This window comes from Bacillus sp. D48C (assembly GCF_053345735.1).
The window spans coordinates 138534-153896 of the sequence record NZ_JBKFAQ010000006.1 but is presented as its reverse complement, the minus strand read 5'-3'; the positions used below and the strand labels follow the sequence as shown (position 1 = coordinate 153896).

Genomic DNA, 15363 nt, shown 5'->3' with positions numbered 1-15363 from the left:
TGTCTACGTCATAAATTTCACAAAATCCTCAAGAAACTTTTTATAATGTAACGACCAACCAATTCGCACCCAATTTTTTAATGCTTTTGCATCAGGTTGAGGCCGAAAATCAGCAATACTCTCTCCTTTTGCAATTCCAACTGTATCTACATCGACACGACGATATACATAGTCTAAAAGGGATGGATTTGCCGCAACCATCATTGTAACGACGTCATGTACTGGGCTTCCTTTTATTTTCGGATTTAACTTTCTATAAGCTTTATAATAATACGTAAATATCGGCTCGATTAACTTATTAAAACTCGTTTTAGAGTGTTTCGTAATATATTTTACCATTTCCGGCGTAATAATTGCTTCAGATGTAACGTTAAGTGGTACTAATGTCACATTTTTAGCATTTTGCATAACTAATTGCGACGCAATCGGATCACCATGAAAATTCGCCTCTGCGACTGGTGTTACATTGCCAGGCATTAAGAAAGCACCGCCCATTATATAATATTCTTTCACATACTTCATCATCGGCTTTTCTAAAATAAATGCCGTCGCTAGTGTTGTTGATCTACCAGCATCGACTATTATTAATTCCCCTTTATATTTTTCAAGAAGATCAAAAAATGCACAAAAAGGCTTTATATTTGGCAAAAAAGTTTTTGGAGGTTTAATTGGCCCTAAACCGTCTGCCCCATGAATTTCTGGATAATACGTTGTAACATCTCCGGATAAAGGAATTTTCGCACCATTAATAACAGGTATATCTTCCCGTCCTGCCATTTGCAATAAATATGCGGCATTACTTGTCGCCTTTTCTTGTGTTACATTTCCATATCCCGTTACTACCCCAACAATATCAATATCAGGATGCAACAATCCATACATAATTGCTAAAGAGTCATCAATGCCTGGGTCTCCTAAAAATAACACTTTTTTCATCGACCTCAACTCCATCCCCTCAGTTGTTATTAATTTATGAATAAACGTGGATATACAGAATAAAAAAGAACAAATTCATACGAAAAAACGCAGTCCTATAAGGACTACGTTCTTCAGCTAACCTATACTGTTTTTTTTACAGCACTCATACTTCCAATAACATAAGCGATAAACGCAAAACAAATTGGGAAGACAACTGTATGTATACCGAACGGATTTGGATAGAAAAGATGAATACACATATATGAACCTACTCCAACGAAAATGGAAGCAAGCGCTCCTGTAGCATTTCCTTTCCTCCAATATAACCCTAATACGATTGGCCAAATGAATGCTGCTTCTAATCCACCGAAAGAAAATAAATTTAGCCATATTAAAAAATCTGGTGGTTTAATCGCCGCTGCATAAACGAGTAGTCCTACAATACCAGTAATCCACAAACTTCCTTTTTTTATCGTACTGTCTGCTGCATCTTTCTTTATGTAATTTACGTATATATCTTTAATAATTGACGAGCTTACAAGTAATAATAAAGAGTTTACTGTAGACATAATCGCTGCCATTGGTGCGGCTAAGAAAACTCCAGCTAACCACGGTGGCAACACTTCCATCGCAAGTAGCGGCATTACTTTATCTGGTACCGTTATACCTGGAAGTACTACTCTTGCAAATACACCTGTTAAATGCATACCGATCATAATTGTACCAACGACAACTGTTCCAATTATTAAAGCTTGGTGCATAGCTTTTGAATTTTTATAAGACATGGCACGCACGCTAATTTGCGGTAAACCTACAACGCCAATTCCAATTAAAATCCAAAATGATGTAACATATGATTTCGTTAAACTGCCATCTGCTCCGAATGGTGTAATTAAATTTGGATTAATTTGAACAAGTTCCTGCATAATCTTTTCAATTCCACCACCAGCAATGACAGTAGCAATTAAAATGATTGTCGTTCCAACTAACATAATGATTCCTAATAATGTATCTGATAGCGCGACTGCACGAAATCCACCAATTAATACGTACACAAGTACAGAAAAAGTAAATAAAAATAGTGCTGTTGTATACGATAGACCCGTTAGTGACTCAATTAATCGTCCACCGCCGACCCACTGGGCTACTGTCGCCGAAAATAAAAAGATAATAATACATAACGCAGAGAGTATAACAACTGCTTTATTATTGTATCTCCCTTTTAAATAATCGATAAGAGTAATTGCTTCCATCTTCCTAGCGATAATTGCAAACTTTTTACCGATAACCGTTAAAACGATATACCCTGTTACAACTTGAATCGCAGATAACAGTACCCATCCAAGCCCCATATTGTAAGCAATACCAGGGCCACCAATAAAGCTACTTGCACTACCGTACGTAGCAATCATTGTCATCGCTAATAATAAACCGCCTAGCTCACGCCCACCTAGAAAATATTCTTGTAAAAATTTATTATGAGCAGTTGCTTGCACGCGTCTTGAAGCATATACACCAATTAAAAATACAACGATAAACGAAATTATCATTGGAATGATTACATACCAATTCATCTATTATTCCTCACTTTTTTCTTCCTCATCGAGTGAAATATCTTGAAATACAAAACGAACAACTAAACTAAGTAAAATAACCATAACGATAAATCCAACGATACAGCTATAAAAAAACCATGTGGGAAAACCGAATACATATGTATATTCACTCGGATTTTTACTACCAAGCCCATAAGCGAATCCGTACCATATTATAAAATTAATAATAGCAAGTCCAAGACCAATTAACGCTTCTCTATGGGCTATTCGAAAGCGTGGATCATCATGATAATCTTTCATTTTTCCCCCTCCTCTCACGATGTATTATTGTACCATTGTTCTTCTAGTTTTTCCTACTAGAAAGCAAAAACAAGCAGGATTTTTTACAATCATATAGAAGGTTCTGTTACATTACATATTTTTTACAATTGTAACACAAATGAAATTTGAATTTTCAGTATTTATTAATTATGATTTTAATTAGAGGCTTTCCATCTAGTTTCCACATCCTTGATTTCGGAATAAGCGCCGTCTCGTACTGCGTTTACATTATATTTTCAAGGGGGTTATACAATGAGTCAACTAGCTGTAAATCTTCATGAAAAGGTAGAAAATTTTCTTCAAGGTACAAAAAAGTTATATGTGAATGGATCTTTCATTGAAAGCGCTTCCGGAAAAACATTTAAAACACCTAACCCAGCAACTGGTGAAACACTTGCCGTCGTTTCTGAAGCTGGTCGTGAAGATATTCATAAAGCTGTAGTCGCAGCTCGTATGGCTTTTGACGAAGGTCCTTGGTCTCGTATGAGCACTGCTGAGCGAAGCCGTCTCATGTACAAGTTAGCTGATTTAATGGAAGAACATAAAGAAGAGCTTGCACAGCTCGAAACATTAGATAACGGAAAGCCAATCCGTGAAACAATGGCAGCAGACATACCACTTGCAATTGAGCATATGCGCTATTACGCTGGCTGGGCTACGAAAATCGTTGGTCAAACAATTCCTGTTTCCGGTGATTACTTTAACTATACACGCCATGAAGCTGTTGGTGTCGTTGGTCAAATTATCCCTTGGAACTTCCCGCTTCTTATGGCAATGTGGAAAATGGGAGCAGCGCTTGCTACAGGATGTACAATCGTTTTAAAACCTGCAGAACAAACTCCACTATCTGCTCTATACTTAGCTGAATTAATTGAAGAAGCTGGATTCCCGAAAGGTGTTATTAATATCGTACCTGGATTCGGTGAATCAGCTGGACAAGCTCTCGTTAATCATCCACTCGTTGATAAAATTGCATTTACCGGTTCTACTCCTGTCGGTAAACAAATTATGCGACAAGCATCCGAATCATTAAAACGCGTTACACTTGAGTTAGGCGGTAAATCACCAAATATCATCTTGCCAGATGCTGATTTATCTCGCGCGATTCCTGGTGCACTTTCTGGTGTTATGTTTAACCAAGGACAAGTATGCTCTGCTGGATCACGCTTATTTGTTCCGAAGAAAATGTATGATAATGTCATGGCTGATCTCGTCCTTTATTCTAAAAAATTAAATCAAGGCGCTGGTCTAAGTCCAGAAACTACAATCGGTCCTCTCGTTTCCGAAGAACAACAAAAACGTGTAATGGGCTTCATTGAAAAAGGGATTGAAGAAGGCGCTGAAGTACTTTGCGGAGGAAATAATCCATTCGATCAAGGCTACTTCGTTTCTCCTACAGTATTCGCTGACGTAAATGACGAAATGACGATCGCAAAAGAAGAAATTTTCGGTCCAGTTATTTCTGCAATACCGTTTAACGATATTGATGAAGTAATTGAACGTGCGAATAAATCTCAATTTGGCTTAGCTGCTGGTGTATGGACAGAAAATGTTAAAACTGCACACTATGTTGCAAGTAAAGTACGTGCAGGTACAGTATGGGTAAACTGTTATAACGTCTTTGATGCAGCATCTCCATTTGGAGGATTTAAACAATCTGGTCTCGGCCGTGAAATGGGATCTTACGCATTAAATAACTATACAGAAGTGAAGAGCGTTTGGCTTAACTTAAATTAATGAGAAAGAACCTGACTTACCTGGTCAGGTTCTTTTCATTATGTATTCCTTTAAACTTGCAGTCCTCCGCTCACATTTAATACTTCACCTGTAATATAAGATGCGTATTCTGATGCTAAAAAGGCTGCTGCGTTCGCAATATCTTCTGGCGTTCCAATTCTACCAACTGGAATAGCGCCCACCATCTTTTCTTTCACTTTATCTGGTATCGTTTTTGTCATATCTGTATCCATAAACCCCGGACAAATCGCATTACAAGTAATACCGAAACTTCCAACTTCTTTCGCTGCTGTTTTTGTTAATCCTACAACTCCTGCCTTTGTAGCCGCATAATTTGCTTGACCTATGTTTCCTTCTCTACTAATTGAAGATATGTTAATAATGCGTCCATACCCTTGTTGTCTCATGTAAAGAAGCGCTGGTTGCATACAATAAAAAACTCCAGTTAAGTTCACTTGTAATACTTGTTCCCAAGCAGACTTCTCCATTTTATGTAACATTGCGTCTCTTGTAATTCCAGCATTATTCACCAAAATATGTAATGTACCAAATTTTTGAACCGCATATTCAATTAACGACTTTGCTTCATTTTGATTACTCACATCACATCGATATGAGCACACTTCATATCCTTCATCTGATAACTCACGTGTCGTCTTTTGTAGATTCTCTTCATTTACATCGCTAATTAATACTTTCGCCCCTAGTTTTGCATAAACCCTTGCAATCTCTTTTCCAATTCCCTGTGCAGCTCCTGTTACAACAGCTGTTTTCCCATTTAAAAACTCCATTCCTATCCCCCATTTCTATTACTTATACTGTATATTTCGGCTTTTTGCTTTCCAATTCCTCTTTGTATAAAAAAGTCTATTTGTGTCAAACTAACTTTGCAACGTCGCATAAACGCAAGGAGATTGTGTCGAATGAACAAAAAGAATTTCAAACAAAGCAAAGCAACTGATGGCATTGATGTTGAGTTCTCTCGCGAACTCGCTGACCACAATGACTTAGAAGCAAACGCACGTGCAAATGCCGCTGATGCACGTCAAAAACGCCAGTCAACCGAAAAATAAGGTACATCACAACCTTATTCTTTTCAAAAGGGACCTACTACCCAACAAAATAAACCGAGAGACATCTCTCGGTTTATTTTCTATATTTTTTTGTATAATGAGCCAAAGTAAGCAACGGATATATATGAGCATAACTATGATAACGAATATAAAACCCACCTGGTAAACCTGTTCCAGTAGGATATTTTTCATTTACATAAGGGTTGGAGAGCAAATATGAAATACCTTTTCGAATGATTGGTGTTTCTTTTTCATAGTAAGAAATGAGAGCATCTAACGCCCATGCCGTTTGTGATGGTGTACTAAACGGCAAAGTAACAAATCTTTTTTCCACACTACTTTGGCAAGATTCTCCCCAGCCACCATCTTCATGCTGTATATGTTCAAGCCATAAAGCTGCTCGTTTTAATGATGGATCGCTAGATGGTATTCCTAGTGACCGTAAACCAGTCAACACTGCCCATGTACCATATATATAACAAATTCCCCATTTCCCATACCATGATCCATTTTCCTCTTGTACATTCATTAACCAATTTATCGCACTTTGTTTTTGTTTCTCGGGCAATTCATTTTGCGCATATGTCCCAAAAAACTCTAGCACTCTTCCTGTAATATCTGGTGTAGAAGGATCTGTAATCATATCACTTGCATTTTCGATTGGTAAATTTGCTAATATACGGCTCGTTACCCCTTTTTCAAAAGCTCCCCAACCACCATCATTATTTTGCAATCCTTTAACCCAATTAACCGCTCTCTTCCAAGCATTATCTACATTTTCGTCCCCTCTACTTCGCGCCAGTGCTCTTAACACAGCAGTTGTATCATCAATATCTGGAATCATCGTATTCACATCCGAAAAGCCCCAACCACCTGGGAATAGATTCGGTGCATGTACACTCCAATCTACTTTCTTCGTTTGCTGTTTTCTTAGTAAATACGCTGATGCATTTTGAATCACTTTACTTGCTTTCGGAACTTGAGCTTCTTGCAAAGCATAACTGAGTAAAGCTGTATCCCATACAGTTGACGGAGAGTTTTGCAAATGGCTCCCTCTCTCCATCTTCCATATATAAGATGCGATTCCCGTTATAGCCTTCTGAATAATTGGCGATTGAATAGAATGCCCTAATGCAAGTAAAGCATAAATCATATAAAACGAGGCAGTTGCGTAACTATATAATGTTCCATTTTCATCAATACGCTCTTTCATAAAACGTTCTACTTCCTCATATCCTTTATGATGCAAAGAAAGTGGATACGTTATAATTTTCTTCACCTCACTTAATAACGTTTGAAAAACTGGAGACCGATCCTCCCGAAACCATTCTCCGCCCCCGCCTGCAATGTGATTTAAATTTGGCAATAACTTTTTCCCTACTCGAAATCTTTTATTTAAACACAACATCATCGGAATTAAATGGATACGTGCTGAGCTACTCAATTCAAATATACTGAGGGGGGAATCGTTCTGCAGAAACATTATTGGTGTTGGCAAATGAAAGAGAGAAGGATATTCATATTCTCCATGAATCGCTAATAAAAACTTCGTCATAAAATGAGCACGCGCCACCCCCCCGCGCTCATTTATAAACATTTCCGCTCGCTTCATATTCGCATCTTCTTTTGTATATTTTTCCGATGCAAGTAAGGCAGCATAAGATTGAATTGTAGCAGATAAATTACCACCCACTTCATCTTCATACAATTTCCATGTTCCTTCATTTGTTTGGAGTGATGCTAATCTTTTTACAAACGGTTCTATCTCTTTATCTCTACCTAATAATTTTAATAAAAAAATCATATGACAATCTGTTAGTGGCGCTCCTTCAAAACAAAACCGCCACGTACCATCTTGCCGTTGCATCGTTTGAAGTGCAGTTGTTCTTCTCGCTATTTCTTCATGCACTTTTTCATATAATAACAAGTTACTCACCCACCCTTTCGAAATCCGTATAACGATATTCAAAAAGGTAGCTGAATATGTATGAAAACAAAGAAAAGCAGAACATATAAAATGTTCTGCTCATAAACAATATCCTACTCCGACAATAATCCCTAATAAAGCACCGACTACTACTTCATACGGTGTATGCCCAACAAGTTCATTTAACTTCTTATATTCTGTTTCTCTACCGTGAAAAAAGTCATTCAATATTTTTGCTTGTTTACTTACTGCAAGCCTTACTCCTGAAGCATCATACATAACAATAATGGCAAAAATAGCAGCAACCGCAAACATCGAGCTTTCCACACCTTCCACAACTCCAACTCCTGTAGCAAGCGCTGTAACTGTTGAAGCATGAGAACTTGGCATCCCACCTGAAGCAAAAAACTTTGCAAAATCAAATTCACCCGTTTTAACTAATTTAAAGACTACTTTCGTTAATTGTGCTAAAAACCATGAAATTACAGCTGCCATAAGCGGATCATTATGTAAAATTGTTTCCATGTTCTCAGCTCCTTACTGACTATAATGGAAATTCTATATAATATAAGTATAAAGAAAAATGCGTAGAAAATACTACGCATTATGATACTTTTGCTGATTTATTTTTTATAAATTTCGGTTGTTTCTGCACTAAAAACTTTGTTTTCGCTACCGAGAATACAAATAAAGCAACCCATATACAGAAAAATGCAATCATATGTGTAGATGTGAAATGTTCACCAAATACAAATACACCTAAAATTAAGCTAATTGTTGGCGCAATATATTGTAAAAATCCCACCATATAAAGCGGAATAAGTTGCGCTCCTTTTGCAAAATAAAATAGTGGTAATGCTGTTACAATACCTGCTCCTATTAAAAGTAACGTTGATAACATTGAAATAGATCCAAATGAGCCGAAACCATGTGCTCCTGTCATAACAAGATAAATGATCGCAAACGGCGTCACTAACATGGTTTCCATCGTAAGTCCAATTGTAGCATCATAGTTTAATAGTTTTTTCGTTAATCCGTATAATCCAAATGAAAAGGCAAGTGAAAGAGAAACCCACGGAATAGATCCGAAACGTACTGTTAAAATGACAACCCCTACTCCTGCTAAACCAACTGCAACATATTGCCAAAAGTTTAACTTTTCCTTTAAAACGACTGTACCAAGTAAAATACTAATAAGCGGATTAATATAATAGCCAAGACTCGCTTCAATAACATGATTATGATTAACGGCCCATATGTAAACAAACCAGTTTCCGCTAATCAAGACTGAAGCTATTGTTAATGACATTAATAATTTAGGTCGTTTAAAAAGATTCACAAATTCCCCAATAAACTGGCGAAACCTCTTCGTAACACCTAATACAAGTAACATAAAAACAAATGCCCAAACGATGCGGTGCGCTAATATTTCATCTGCTGGAACTTCCTCAACCCATTTCCAATAAATCGGTAGAATTCCCCACATCGTGTAAGCACCAGCCGCATATAGTATCCCTTTTTTTTGCTCTGCTGATTGACTCCCCATCTTCCTTTTTCTCCCCTTCTCATTTTTTCTCCATTATACGGTCTCACATGCTCACTTTACCAATAATCAATCTGCATTTCTTTCGACATTTCTCATACAACGAATAATAAACATACCGTTATTACAACAAGTAACGGTATGCCGAAAACAAATTTCTTTTTATGAGTTTTATGATGAAACATATACATGCCGATCCAAGCTCCAACTGCTCCTCCAGCTGCCGCCGATAAAAACAACGTACTTTCTGGCGTTCTCCACTGTTTCTTCTTTGCTTTTCGTTTATCAAGCCCCATAAGGCTAAAAGCTATAACGTTAATAATAAGAAAATAAATCCATTTCATCGCTTTCTCTCCTTATGAAAAATTCGATTAATAGTAACACGAAAAAACGACGGAAACAACTGAAGAACTCTTTTTATCCAACTAGTTTCATTCCTTTTTCTTAATTAATTGCCTTCATATTTATATAACCAACTAAAATCGCAATTAAAGCATTTAAATAGAAAAACGTTATGAGCAGAATCTTATATTTCATTACATTCACCCACTACCATATCATCAAAAAAATTGCTCTCAATCACTTTCTCATCAAAATGAAGAACTACAATTAGCCCTACATATAAAGAAACAAAATTTAGAAACCATTCCCCATTCTCATCTTTCTTAGCTAAGCATTTAAATATCTCTTGAAATTGCATACGCTCGTCTGCAGCAACAACCAGACGCACACCAAAATATTTCAATACGAGATTCAGCTTCAGCTGCACGGATAATGATAAAATATATTTTAATAACTCCGTATACTCTGCACAATCTTTTTGACTATACAACTTCACAAGCTTTTGATGTAAAGTAGAAATCGATAATTCTTCGTCAGTCACTTTAGTTGCTTCTACCATTTCAATCATCTTTTTCATATTCATTACATTCACCCCTTCTGAAAAAATTCTAAAGCCAAAGAGTACTTAATTCAAAATGTACAATAATTGTGCGTTTCTCGTCTCTCGTTCTTCCTCACTGACTAAATCATACTTTTTTAGGAGGTGAAAAACATCATTTAATAATTTCTGTGAATGAATACCTTGCAAAAAACTCTTTAACTCTTTAAAGATCCCTTCAGGTAAAAAACTCTTTTGACTTTCAAGCTTATTCATCACATCTTCAATAGAATGATCAATGTTACATGCCATATTAAACTTCCCCCTCTATCCTCTATAAATAATATCCTCAGCTAACGATGTAAACACTTCTCCTACAAGAGAGTCTTCATCATATACAGATGAACCGTTATTTTCTTCTCGTTTTGCAAAAGGTATTTGCGCGATCACTTCTGTTTGCAATTGTTCTGCAAGCATTTCGCCGCCACCTTTTCCGAAGAGATAGTTTTTCGATCCATCTTGCTCTTCATAATAAGCCATATTTTCTACAATCCCTAAAATCTCGTGTTTCGTATGCTTTGCCATAACTCCTACTCTAGATGCTACGAACGAAGCTACATTGTGTGGTGTTGTAACGATAATTTCTTGCGCCTGCGGGATCATTGCTGCAACATCAATAGCAATATCTCCTGTACCAGGTGGTAAATCAAGAAGTAAATAATCTAATTCTCCCCAGTGCGTATTCGCAAGGAAATTTTGAATCCATTTATTTAACATCGGTCCGCGCCACATAACCGGGTTATTTCCTTCCGTAAAAAATCCCATCGACATAATTTTAACACCGTGACTAACGACCGGAATTGCTGTTTGATCAATCATCGTTGGTTTCTTATTCGTTTCCATCATAGCTGGAATGCTAAAACCATATATATCTGCATCTAATATCCCCACTTTTTTGCCCATACGAGCTAGTGCAGTTGCAAGATTAATTGTCACCGTTGATTTTCCAACTCCACCTTTTCCACTCGTTACAGTAATAAACCGTACTCCTGAATCAAGGCGAAGCATGCTCGGCATACCAGTTTCTGTTCTACTATTTTTCTTTAACTTCTCTGTTAAAGCTGCACGTTCTTCTTGTGTCATAGAACCAAATGTTACATCCACTTTAGAGGCACCAATTGGGTGAAGTGATTCTTCAATATCTTGTTGAATTTTTGCTTTTAACGGACAACCTTGTATTGTTAGTACTACTTCAAGTTTAACCTCTGTTCCGTTCATTTGTATATTTCTAACCATATTTAATTCTACAACACTTTTGTGTAACTCTGGATCCTCTACATGTTTTAATGCATTTATTATTTGTTCTTGAGTAAGCATAGAACTCATCCCTTCTCTTATTCTAATTTATATACAACATCTTCTCGGCGCTTCATCTGTTGAAAAAGCTTATTACCCTCCGCTAACGGGCGGGATTAATGCGACTATATCTCCTACTTTTATCATCTCTTCATTCGTTACAAACTCTTCATTAATTGCAACCATTACTGTATCCAAGGATTGCAAATGATAACTATCTTTCAACCATTCTTTTAATTGCCCAACAGTCATTTCTTGTTTTTCTGAAATTATTAATTGATCCAATCCGACTTCCTCACGCAAATTTGCAAACAATAAAATTGTAATCATTTTCTCATTCTTCCTTCTTTGGTTTTCCTTCTGGATATGGTGTGTTTTCAAGTTGATCTCCAACCCACATCGTTCCATCTTCCCGAAATTCTTTTTTCCAAATTGGAACGATTCGTTTTATACGTTCAATCGCGTACTCATTCGCTTCATAAGCTACTTTACGATGCGGTGATGAAACTGCAATGACTACCGCAATATCCATGATTTCTAGCCGCCCTACACGGTGCGTAATTGCTACTTTTGCATCCGGCCATCTTTCACTAATTTCTTCACCAATTCTCATAAGTTGTTTTACTGCCATCGGTTTATATGCTTTATACTCTAAATGTAGCGTTCGTTTTCCTTTTGTAAGTTCTCTCACGGTACCAATAAATGTTGTAATCGCACCCACTTCCCTTCTTGCGACTTTATTCGTTACTTCTTCAACTAAAATCGGATTATCTACAATCTCAAATAACACTTGTCCCATTAGAACCACCTCTCACTTTATGAAATGTCCAAGGCCATTCACTACCTTCGTTATCTTCTAATAAAAGAACATCGACAAACATATCTTTTTTATATCCTCTTGTCCCGCCCGGCAATACGATAAACACGTTTGATTCTGCCAATGAGGAAACTGAGCTAGATTTATCAAAACCTGATGGATAAGCTATTAATTTCCCCTCATCATATTGCAATTTCGCTCGTACAAATCTTGTAAATGGATTCGGTTTTAGAAAATCTTCTCCTAATAACGCTTTTTCTCTTTTTAAATGTACTTTTTCACTAAACATATACGCCCGAATACACGGTCTTACGAATAATTCAAACCCTACATAACAAGCTGATGGATTTCCTGATAAACCAAATAATAACTTGCCATTTAATTGTGCTACAGTCGTAACACTCCCTGGCCGCATTGCAACTTTATTGAAAAGAACAGAGGCACCTAACTTTTCGTAAATAGCTGGTAAATAATCGTAATCTCCTACTGATACACCGCCCGTTGTAATTAACATATCCACTTGCCCAAGCGCTTCTTTCACAGCTGTAAAACATGTATTAAAATCATCACTAAACTTCCCAAAATATTTTACTCTGCCGCCTGCTCTTCGAATTTGAGACAATATCATATACGTATTACTATTTCGGATTTTCCCTGGCTGTAATGAATCATCGACATCAAGCAATTCACTCCCAGTCGCTAACAGTCCAATTACAGGCTTTCTCGCAACTGGCACTTCACTATAACCGAATGTAGCAAGAAGAGCTGAAATACCTGGATTAATGTACGATCCTTTCTTTGCAAGAACCGTTCCTTTACGAGCATCTTCACCTTGAAAAGAAATATTGTCGCCCTTTTTGAATGATCGCTTCACTTCCATATAATTGTTGCCATTCTTCTCATATTGACGAGTCAGCTCTAACATAACAACCGCATCACACCCATTCGGAATTTGTGCTCCCGTCATAATTCGAACTGCTTGAAACGGACCTACTTTCTCATGAAATAGCGATCCTGCACCAATTTCACCCACTACTTCAAATACAATTGGCGTTTCATAACTTGCTAAATTAGTATCTTCTGCTCGAATAGCAAATCCGTCATACGGCGAACGATTAAATGACGGTACATCATGGTCAGCTATTAAATCCTCTGCTAATATACGTCCATAAGCTAATTCAATTGGTAATAGCTCCTTTAAGCCTTTATCAGCAAATCCCATCACTTTACGAACAGCTTCTTCAACCGTAATTGGCACTCTTCTTTCCATTGTTGACACCCTCTCTATTAACCGAATACGCGATAATATAGTTGTTTCGCTTTCGAAATATCATTTGTACCATGAATAAAAACACGACCATCTCGAAAAACAACCACGCGGTAATCATCGAATTGGCAAGATAGTAAATACGGATTCCGATCTACTTTCCCCAGTTTTTGTAATACTTTTTCTATATCATCAAAATTGTATTTCCTATTGTCTACTGTTCTAATTTGAACTGTATTTCTTCCGCATAAAACAGCTGCTTTCGTTTGATTTTCGTATGATAAATAAGGATAAGTTCGATTCAAACCGCATGAGAGACAAGCGTCTGTTTTTATTTTCCCTAATTTTATAAAATGATTTTGATTACTCCATATATCAAACATGAAAAATGTTTTTCTAATTGCTGAGAAATCTTCCACTAAAATTTTGAGTGCTTCTGCCAATTGATATGCTGCGACGATTTGAACAGTCGGGCTAATAATTCCAGCGGTATCACATGTCACACCTGTAACAGGAATATTTTTCAGCATACAATGTAAACACGGTGTCTCTTGCGGAATAATTGTATAACTCATACCATACGATTCAACGCAAGAACCATATACCCAAGGAATATTATGTTTTTGTGATAAATCATTTATTACAAATCGAATATCAAAATTATCTGTTGCATCAATGATTACATCTACATTTTTTAATAGACCTTCCATATTTTCTGAAGTTGCATCCATTACGAAAGCATGTATTTGTACTTCCGAATTAATTTGTTCTAACCGATTTTTTGCAGCAATTGCTTTCGGCATTTTCTCTCTCGCATCTTGTTCAGAGTACAATTGTTGCCTTTGTAAATTACTCCATTCAACGTAGTCACGATCAATAATCGTCAACTTGCCAACACCTGCACGTACGAAACTTTCGGCACTTGCACTTCCTAATGCGCCTGCCCCTACAATTAACACATGTTTATTTCGAATTTTTTCTTGTCCTTTACTCCCAATTGGTTTGAACAACTGTTGTCGTGAATACCGATCAGCCATTACATACCCTTCCTCTCAAGAACTCTATTTCATATTAGAATGTTGTTTCTGATAACAAGCAAAGTAAGCAAAACCAACAAACCCAGCTCCTCCAATTACATTTCCGATAAAAACAGGAACAAAATTTTTAGCCAAATCCATCCACGTTAGATGACCAGCAAAAATAACAGCGGAAATGACAAACATATTTGCTACTACTTGCTGAAATCCAATCACTACAAATGCCATAATTGGAATCCAAATTCCGATGATTTTTCCGACAAAATCACTCGTCCCGTAAGCGAGCCAAAGAGCAAGACAAACGAGCCAATTACAACCAATTGCTAAAATTAAAGTTCTTCCAAATGATTCATGTAACTTCCCTTCCGCTATCGCTACTGTTTTATTTAAATACTCTCCCTCTGTTAATCCGCCAAGATGTCCAAAGCAATACGCAACGAAAATTGCCCCAATAAAATTCATGAGAGTAATCCAAACCCAGTTATTCAGTACACTTATCAATGTAATTTTCTTTGCATAAAGCGCCATAGACAGTGACATCATATTTCCCGTAATTAATTCTCCTCCTGCTAATACTACGAGCATAAGTCCAACAGGAAATACCGCTCCTCCTAAAACATTCACTAGACTCCCCCAGCGCTCAGGTAAATTCCCTAAAACTCGAATGTTAAGTAAAAAACCTATCGCAATAAACGCTCCTCCTAAAAAACCGAGAATAAGCATCGCTGGCAATGTCTGTCTTACTTTTTGAACACCGGCCTCAATGACAAGCTCAGCAATTTGTTCCGGCTTATGAAATGCCATTACCCATTCCTCCATTTTCTCCAAATAAAAAAGCAGCTTCAAAAAACCTCCTCAAAATAAAGGTTTTTGAATGCTGCTTAATTTCTCTGCACATCTTTTACAGAGATATCAATCATCACTTTTACTA

At 36.9% G+C, this 15363-nt stretch carries 18 protein-coding genes; 2 read left to right on the top strand and 16 right to left on the bottom strand.

All coding sequences use genetic code 11. From position 1 onward, the window contains the following. Window positions 1-3 precede the first annotated feature (3 nt). The 3 genes from ACLBXA_RS16855 to ACLBXA_RS16845 all read right to left on the bottom strand — a co-directional run bounded on the left by ACLBXA_RS16855 (window position 4) and on the right by ACLBXA_RS16845 (window position 2774). Window positions 4-936: a nucleoside hydrolase gene (locus ACLBXA_RS16855; protein ID WP_000756464.1), complete on the bottom strand. Its 933-nt coding sequence runs from the start codon at window positions 934-936 to the stop codon at window positions 4-6. Between the two features lie 122 nt (window positions 937-1058). Beyond that, on the bottom strand, window positions 1059-2492 hold the full coding sequence (gene panF, locus ACLBXA_RS16850) for a sodium/pantothenate symporter (RefSeq protein ID WP_001104822.1): 1434 nt from the start codon (window positions 2490-2492) through the stop codon (window positions 1059-1061). A gap of 3 nt (window positions 2493-2495) precedes the next feature. Beyond that, entirely contained in the window at window positions 2496-2774 is a 279-nt protein-coding gene (locus ACLBXA_RS16845; RefSeq protein ID WP_000656243.1) for a YhdT family protein, read from the bottom strand. 273 nt (window positions 2775-3047) lie between these two features. Between ACLBXA_RS16845 and dhaS the strand changes: the two genes are divergently transcribed. After that, window positions 3048-4532: an aldehyde dehydrogenase DhaS gene (gene dhaS / locus ACLBXA_RS16840; protein ID WP_000080306.1), complete on the top strand. Its 1485-nt coding sequence runs from the start codon at window positions 3048-3050 to the stop codon at window positions 4530-4532. Window positions 4533-4582: 50 nt separating this feature from the next. Here the strand turns inward: dhaS and fabG are convergent, their stop codons facing one another. Beyond that, window positions 4583-5323, bottom strand: coding sequence for a 3-oxoacyl-ACP reductase FabG (gene fabG / locus ACLBXA_RS16835; protein WP_000395038.1), 741 nt, complete (start codon window positions 5321-5323; stop codon window positions 4583-4585). 132 nt (window positions 5324-5455) lie between these two features. Here fabG and ACLBXA_RS16830 point away from each other — a divergent pair, with 132 nt between their 5' ends. Beyond that, window positions 5456-5605, top strand: coding sequence for a YfhD family protein (locus tag ACLBXA_RS16830; protein ID WP_001035815.1), 150 nt, complete (start codon window positions 5456-5458; stop codon window positions 5603-5605). A gap of 73 nt (window positions 5606-5678) precedes the next feature. Here ACLBXA_RS16830 and ACLBXA_RS16825 read toward each other — a convergent pair whose 3' ends face one another. The 12 genes from ACLBXA_RS16825 to ACLBXA_RS16770 form a co-directional block, all read right to left on the bottom strand. Next, window positions 5679-7532: a terpene cyclase/mutase family protein gene (locus ACLBXA_RS16825; RefSeq protein WP_000928149.1), complete on the bottom strand. Its 1854-nt coding sequence runs from the start codon at window positions 7530-7532 to the stop codon at window positions 5679-5681. A 99-nt stretch (window positions 7533-7631) separates the two neighbouring features. Then, window positions 7632-8057, bottom strand: coding sequence for a divergent PAP2 family protein (locus ACLBXA_RS16820; RefSeq protein WP_000447819.1), 426 nt, complete (start codon window positions 8055-8057; stop codon window positions 7632-7634). 79 nt (window positions 8058-8136) lie between these two features. After that, window positions 8137-9078 carry an EamA family transporter RarD gene (gene rarD, locus ACLBXA_RS16815; protein ID WP_000535541.1) on the bottom strand — a complete coding sequence of 314 codons (942 nt, stop codon included), beginning with the start codon at window positions 9076-9078 and terminating at the stop codon, window positions 8137-8139. 92 nt (window positions 9079-9170) lie between these two features. Next, window positions 9171-9419, bottom strand: coding sequence for a DUF1294 domain-containing protein (locus tag ACLBXA_RS16810; RefSeq protein WP_000871349.1), 249 nt, complete (start codon window positions 9417-9419; stop codon window positions 9171-9173). A 182-nt stretch (window positions 9420-9601) separates the two neighbouring features. After that, a complete protein-coding gene (locus ACLBXA_RS16805; RefSeq protein WP_081143771.1) occupies window positions 9602-10000 on the bottom strand; it encodes a hypothetical protein in 399 nt (132 codons plus the stop codon). A 42-nt stretch (window positions 10001-10042) separates the two neighbouring features. Further along, window positions 10043-10267, bottom strand: a complete 225-nt coding sequence (locus ACLBXA_RS16800) for a hypothetical protein (RefSeq protein ID WP_000752380.1) — start codon at window positions 10265-10267, stop codon at window positions 10043-10045. A gap of 15 nt (window positions 10268-10282) precedes the next feature. Next, a complete protein-coding gene (locus ACLBXA_RS16795) occupies window positions 10283-11332 on the bottom strand; it encodes a P-loop NTPase (RefSeq protein ID WP_081143770.1) in 1050 nt (349 codons plus the stop codon). A gap of 72 nt (window positions 11333-11404) precedes the next feature. Further along, the gene (moaD, locus tag ACLBXA_RS16790; protein WP_000628473.1) at window positions 11405-11641 is read right to left on the bottom strand and encodes a molybdopterin converting factor subunit 1; all 237 of its coding nucleotides are present in this window, start codon (window positions 11639-11641) and stop codon (window positions 11405-11407) included. A gap of 4 nt (window positions 11642-11645) precedes the next feature. Continuing rightward, a complete protein-coding gene (locus ACLBXA_RS16785; RefSeq protein WP_081143769.1) occupies window positions 11646-12110 on the bottom strand; it encodes a molybdenum cofactor biosynthesis protein MoaE in 465 nt (154 codons plus the stop codon). After that, on the bottom strand, window positions 12091-13398 hold the full coding sequence (locus ACLBXA_RS16780; protein WP_000442187.1) for a molybdopterin molybdotransferase MoeA: 1308 nt from the start codon (window positions 13396-13398) through the stop codon (window positions 12091-12093). The genes ACLBXA_RS16785 and ACLBXA_RS16780 overlap by 20 nt, the downstream gene beginning before the upstream one ends. A 17-nt stretch (window positions 13399-13415) precedes the next feature. Next, window positions 13416-14432: a molybdopterin-synthase adenylyltransferase MoeB gene (locus ACLBXA_RS16775; RefSeq protein WP_447617326.1), complete on the bottom strand. Its 1017-nt coding sequence runs from the start codon at window positions 14430-14432 to the stop codon at window positions 13416-13418. Window positions 14433-14456: 24 nt separating this feature from the next. Beyond that, a complete protein-coding gene (locus ACLBXA_RS16770) occupies window positions 14457-15236 on the bottom strand; it encodes a formate/nitrite transporter family protein (RefSeq protein ID WP_000863998.1) in 780 nt (259 codons plus the stop codon). Window positions 15237-15363: the final 127 nt, after the last annotated feature.

Coding starts and splice junctions, on each gene's coding strand:
- ACLBXA_RS16800 (WP_000752380.1), bottom strand. CDS start 10,267: ATGGCATGTAACATTGATCATTCTATTGAAGATGTGATGAATAAGCTT.
- ACLBXA_RS16785 (WP_081143769.1), bottom strand. CDS start 12,110: ATGGGACAAGTGTTATTTGAGATTGTAGATAATCCGATTTTAGTTGAA.
- ACLBXA_RS16810 (WP_000871349.1), bottom strand. CDS start 9,419: ATGAAATGGATTTATTTTCTTATTATTAACGTTATAGCTTTTAGCCTT.
- ACLBXA_RS16805 (WP_081143771.1), bottom strand. CDS start 10,000: ATGAATATGAAAAAGATGATTGAAATGGTAGAAGCAACTAAAGTGACT.
- ACLBXA_RS16795 (WP_081143770.1), bottom strand. CDS start 11,332: ATGCTTACTCAAGAACAAATAATAAATGCATTAAAACATGTAGAGGAT.
- ACLBXA_RS16855 (WP_000756464.1), bottom strand. CDS start 936: ATGAAAAAAGTGTTATTTTTAGGAGACCCAGGCATTGATGACTCTTTA.
- ACLBXA_RS16780 (WP_000442187.1), bottom strand. CDS start 13,398: ATGGAAAGAAGAGTGCCAATTACGGTTGAAGAAGCTGTTCGTAAAGTG.
- ACLBXA_RS16775 (WP_447617326.1), bottom strand. CDS start 14,432: ATGGCTGATCGGTATTCACGACAACAGTTGTTCAAACCAATTGGGAGT.
- dhaS (WP_000080306.1), top strand. CDS start 3,048: ATGAGTCAACTAGCTGTAAATCTTCATGAAAAGGTAGAAAATTTTCTT.
- ACLBXA_RS16845 (WP_000656243.1), bottom strand. CDS start 2,774: ATGAAAGATTATCATGATGATCCACGCTTTCGAATAGCCCATAGAGAA.
- rarD (WP_000535541.1), bottom strand. CDS start 9,078: ATGGGGAGTCAATCAGCAGAGCAAAAAAAAGGGATACTATATGCGGCT.
- ACLBXA_RS16830 (WP_001035815.1), top strand. CDS start 5,456: ATGAACAAAAAGAATTTCAAACAAAGCAAAGCAACTGATGGCATTGAT.
- fabG (WP_000395038.1), bottom strand. CDS start 5,323: ATGGAGTTTTTAAATGGGAAAACAGCTGTTGTAACAGGAGCTGCACAG.
- ACLBXA_RS16820 (WP_000447819.1), bottom strand. CDS start 8,057: ATGGAAACAATTTTACATAATGATCCGCTTATGGCAGCTGTAATTTCA.
- moaD (WP_000628473.1), bottom strand. CDS start 11,641: ATGATTACAATTTTATTGTTTGCAAATTTGCGTGAGGAAGTCGGATTG.
- ACLBXA_RS16770 (WP_000863998.1), bottom strand. CDS start 15,236: ATGGCATTTCATAAGCCGGAACAAATTGCTGAGCTTGTCATTGAGGCC.
- panF (WP_001104822.1), bottom strand. CDS start 2,492: ATGAATTGGTATGTAATCATTCCAATGATAATTTCGTTTATCGTTGTA.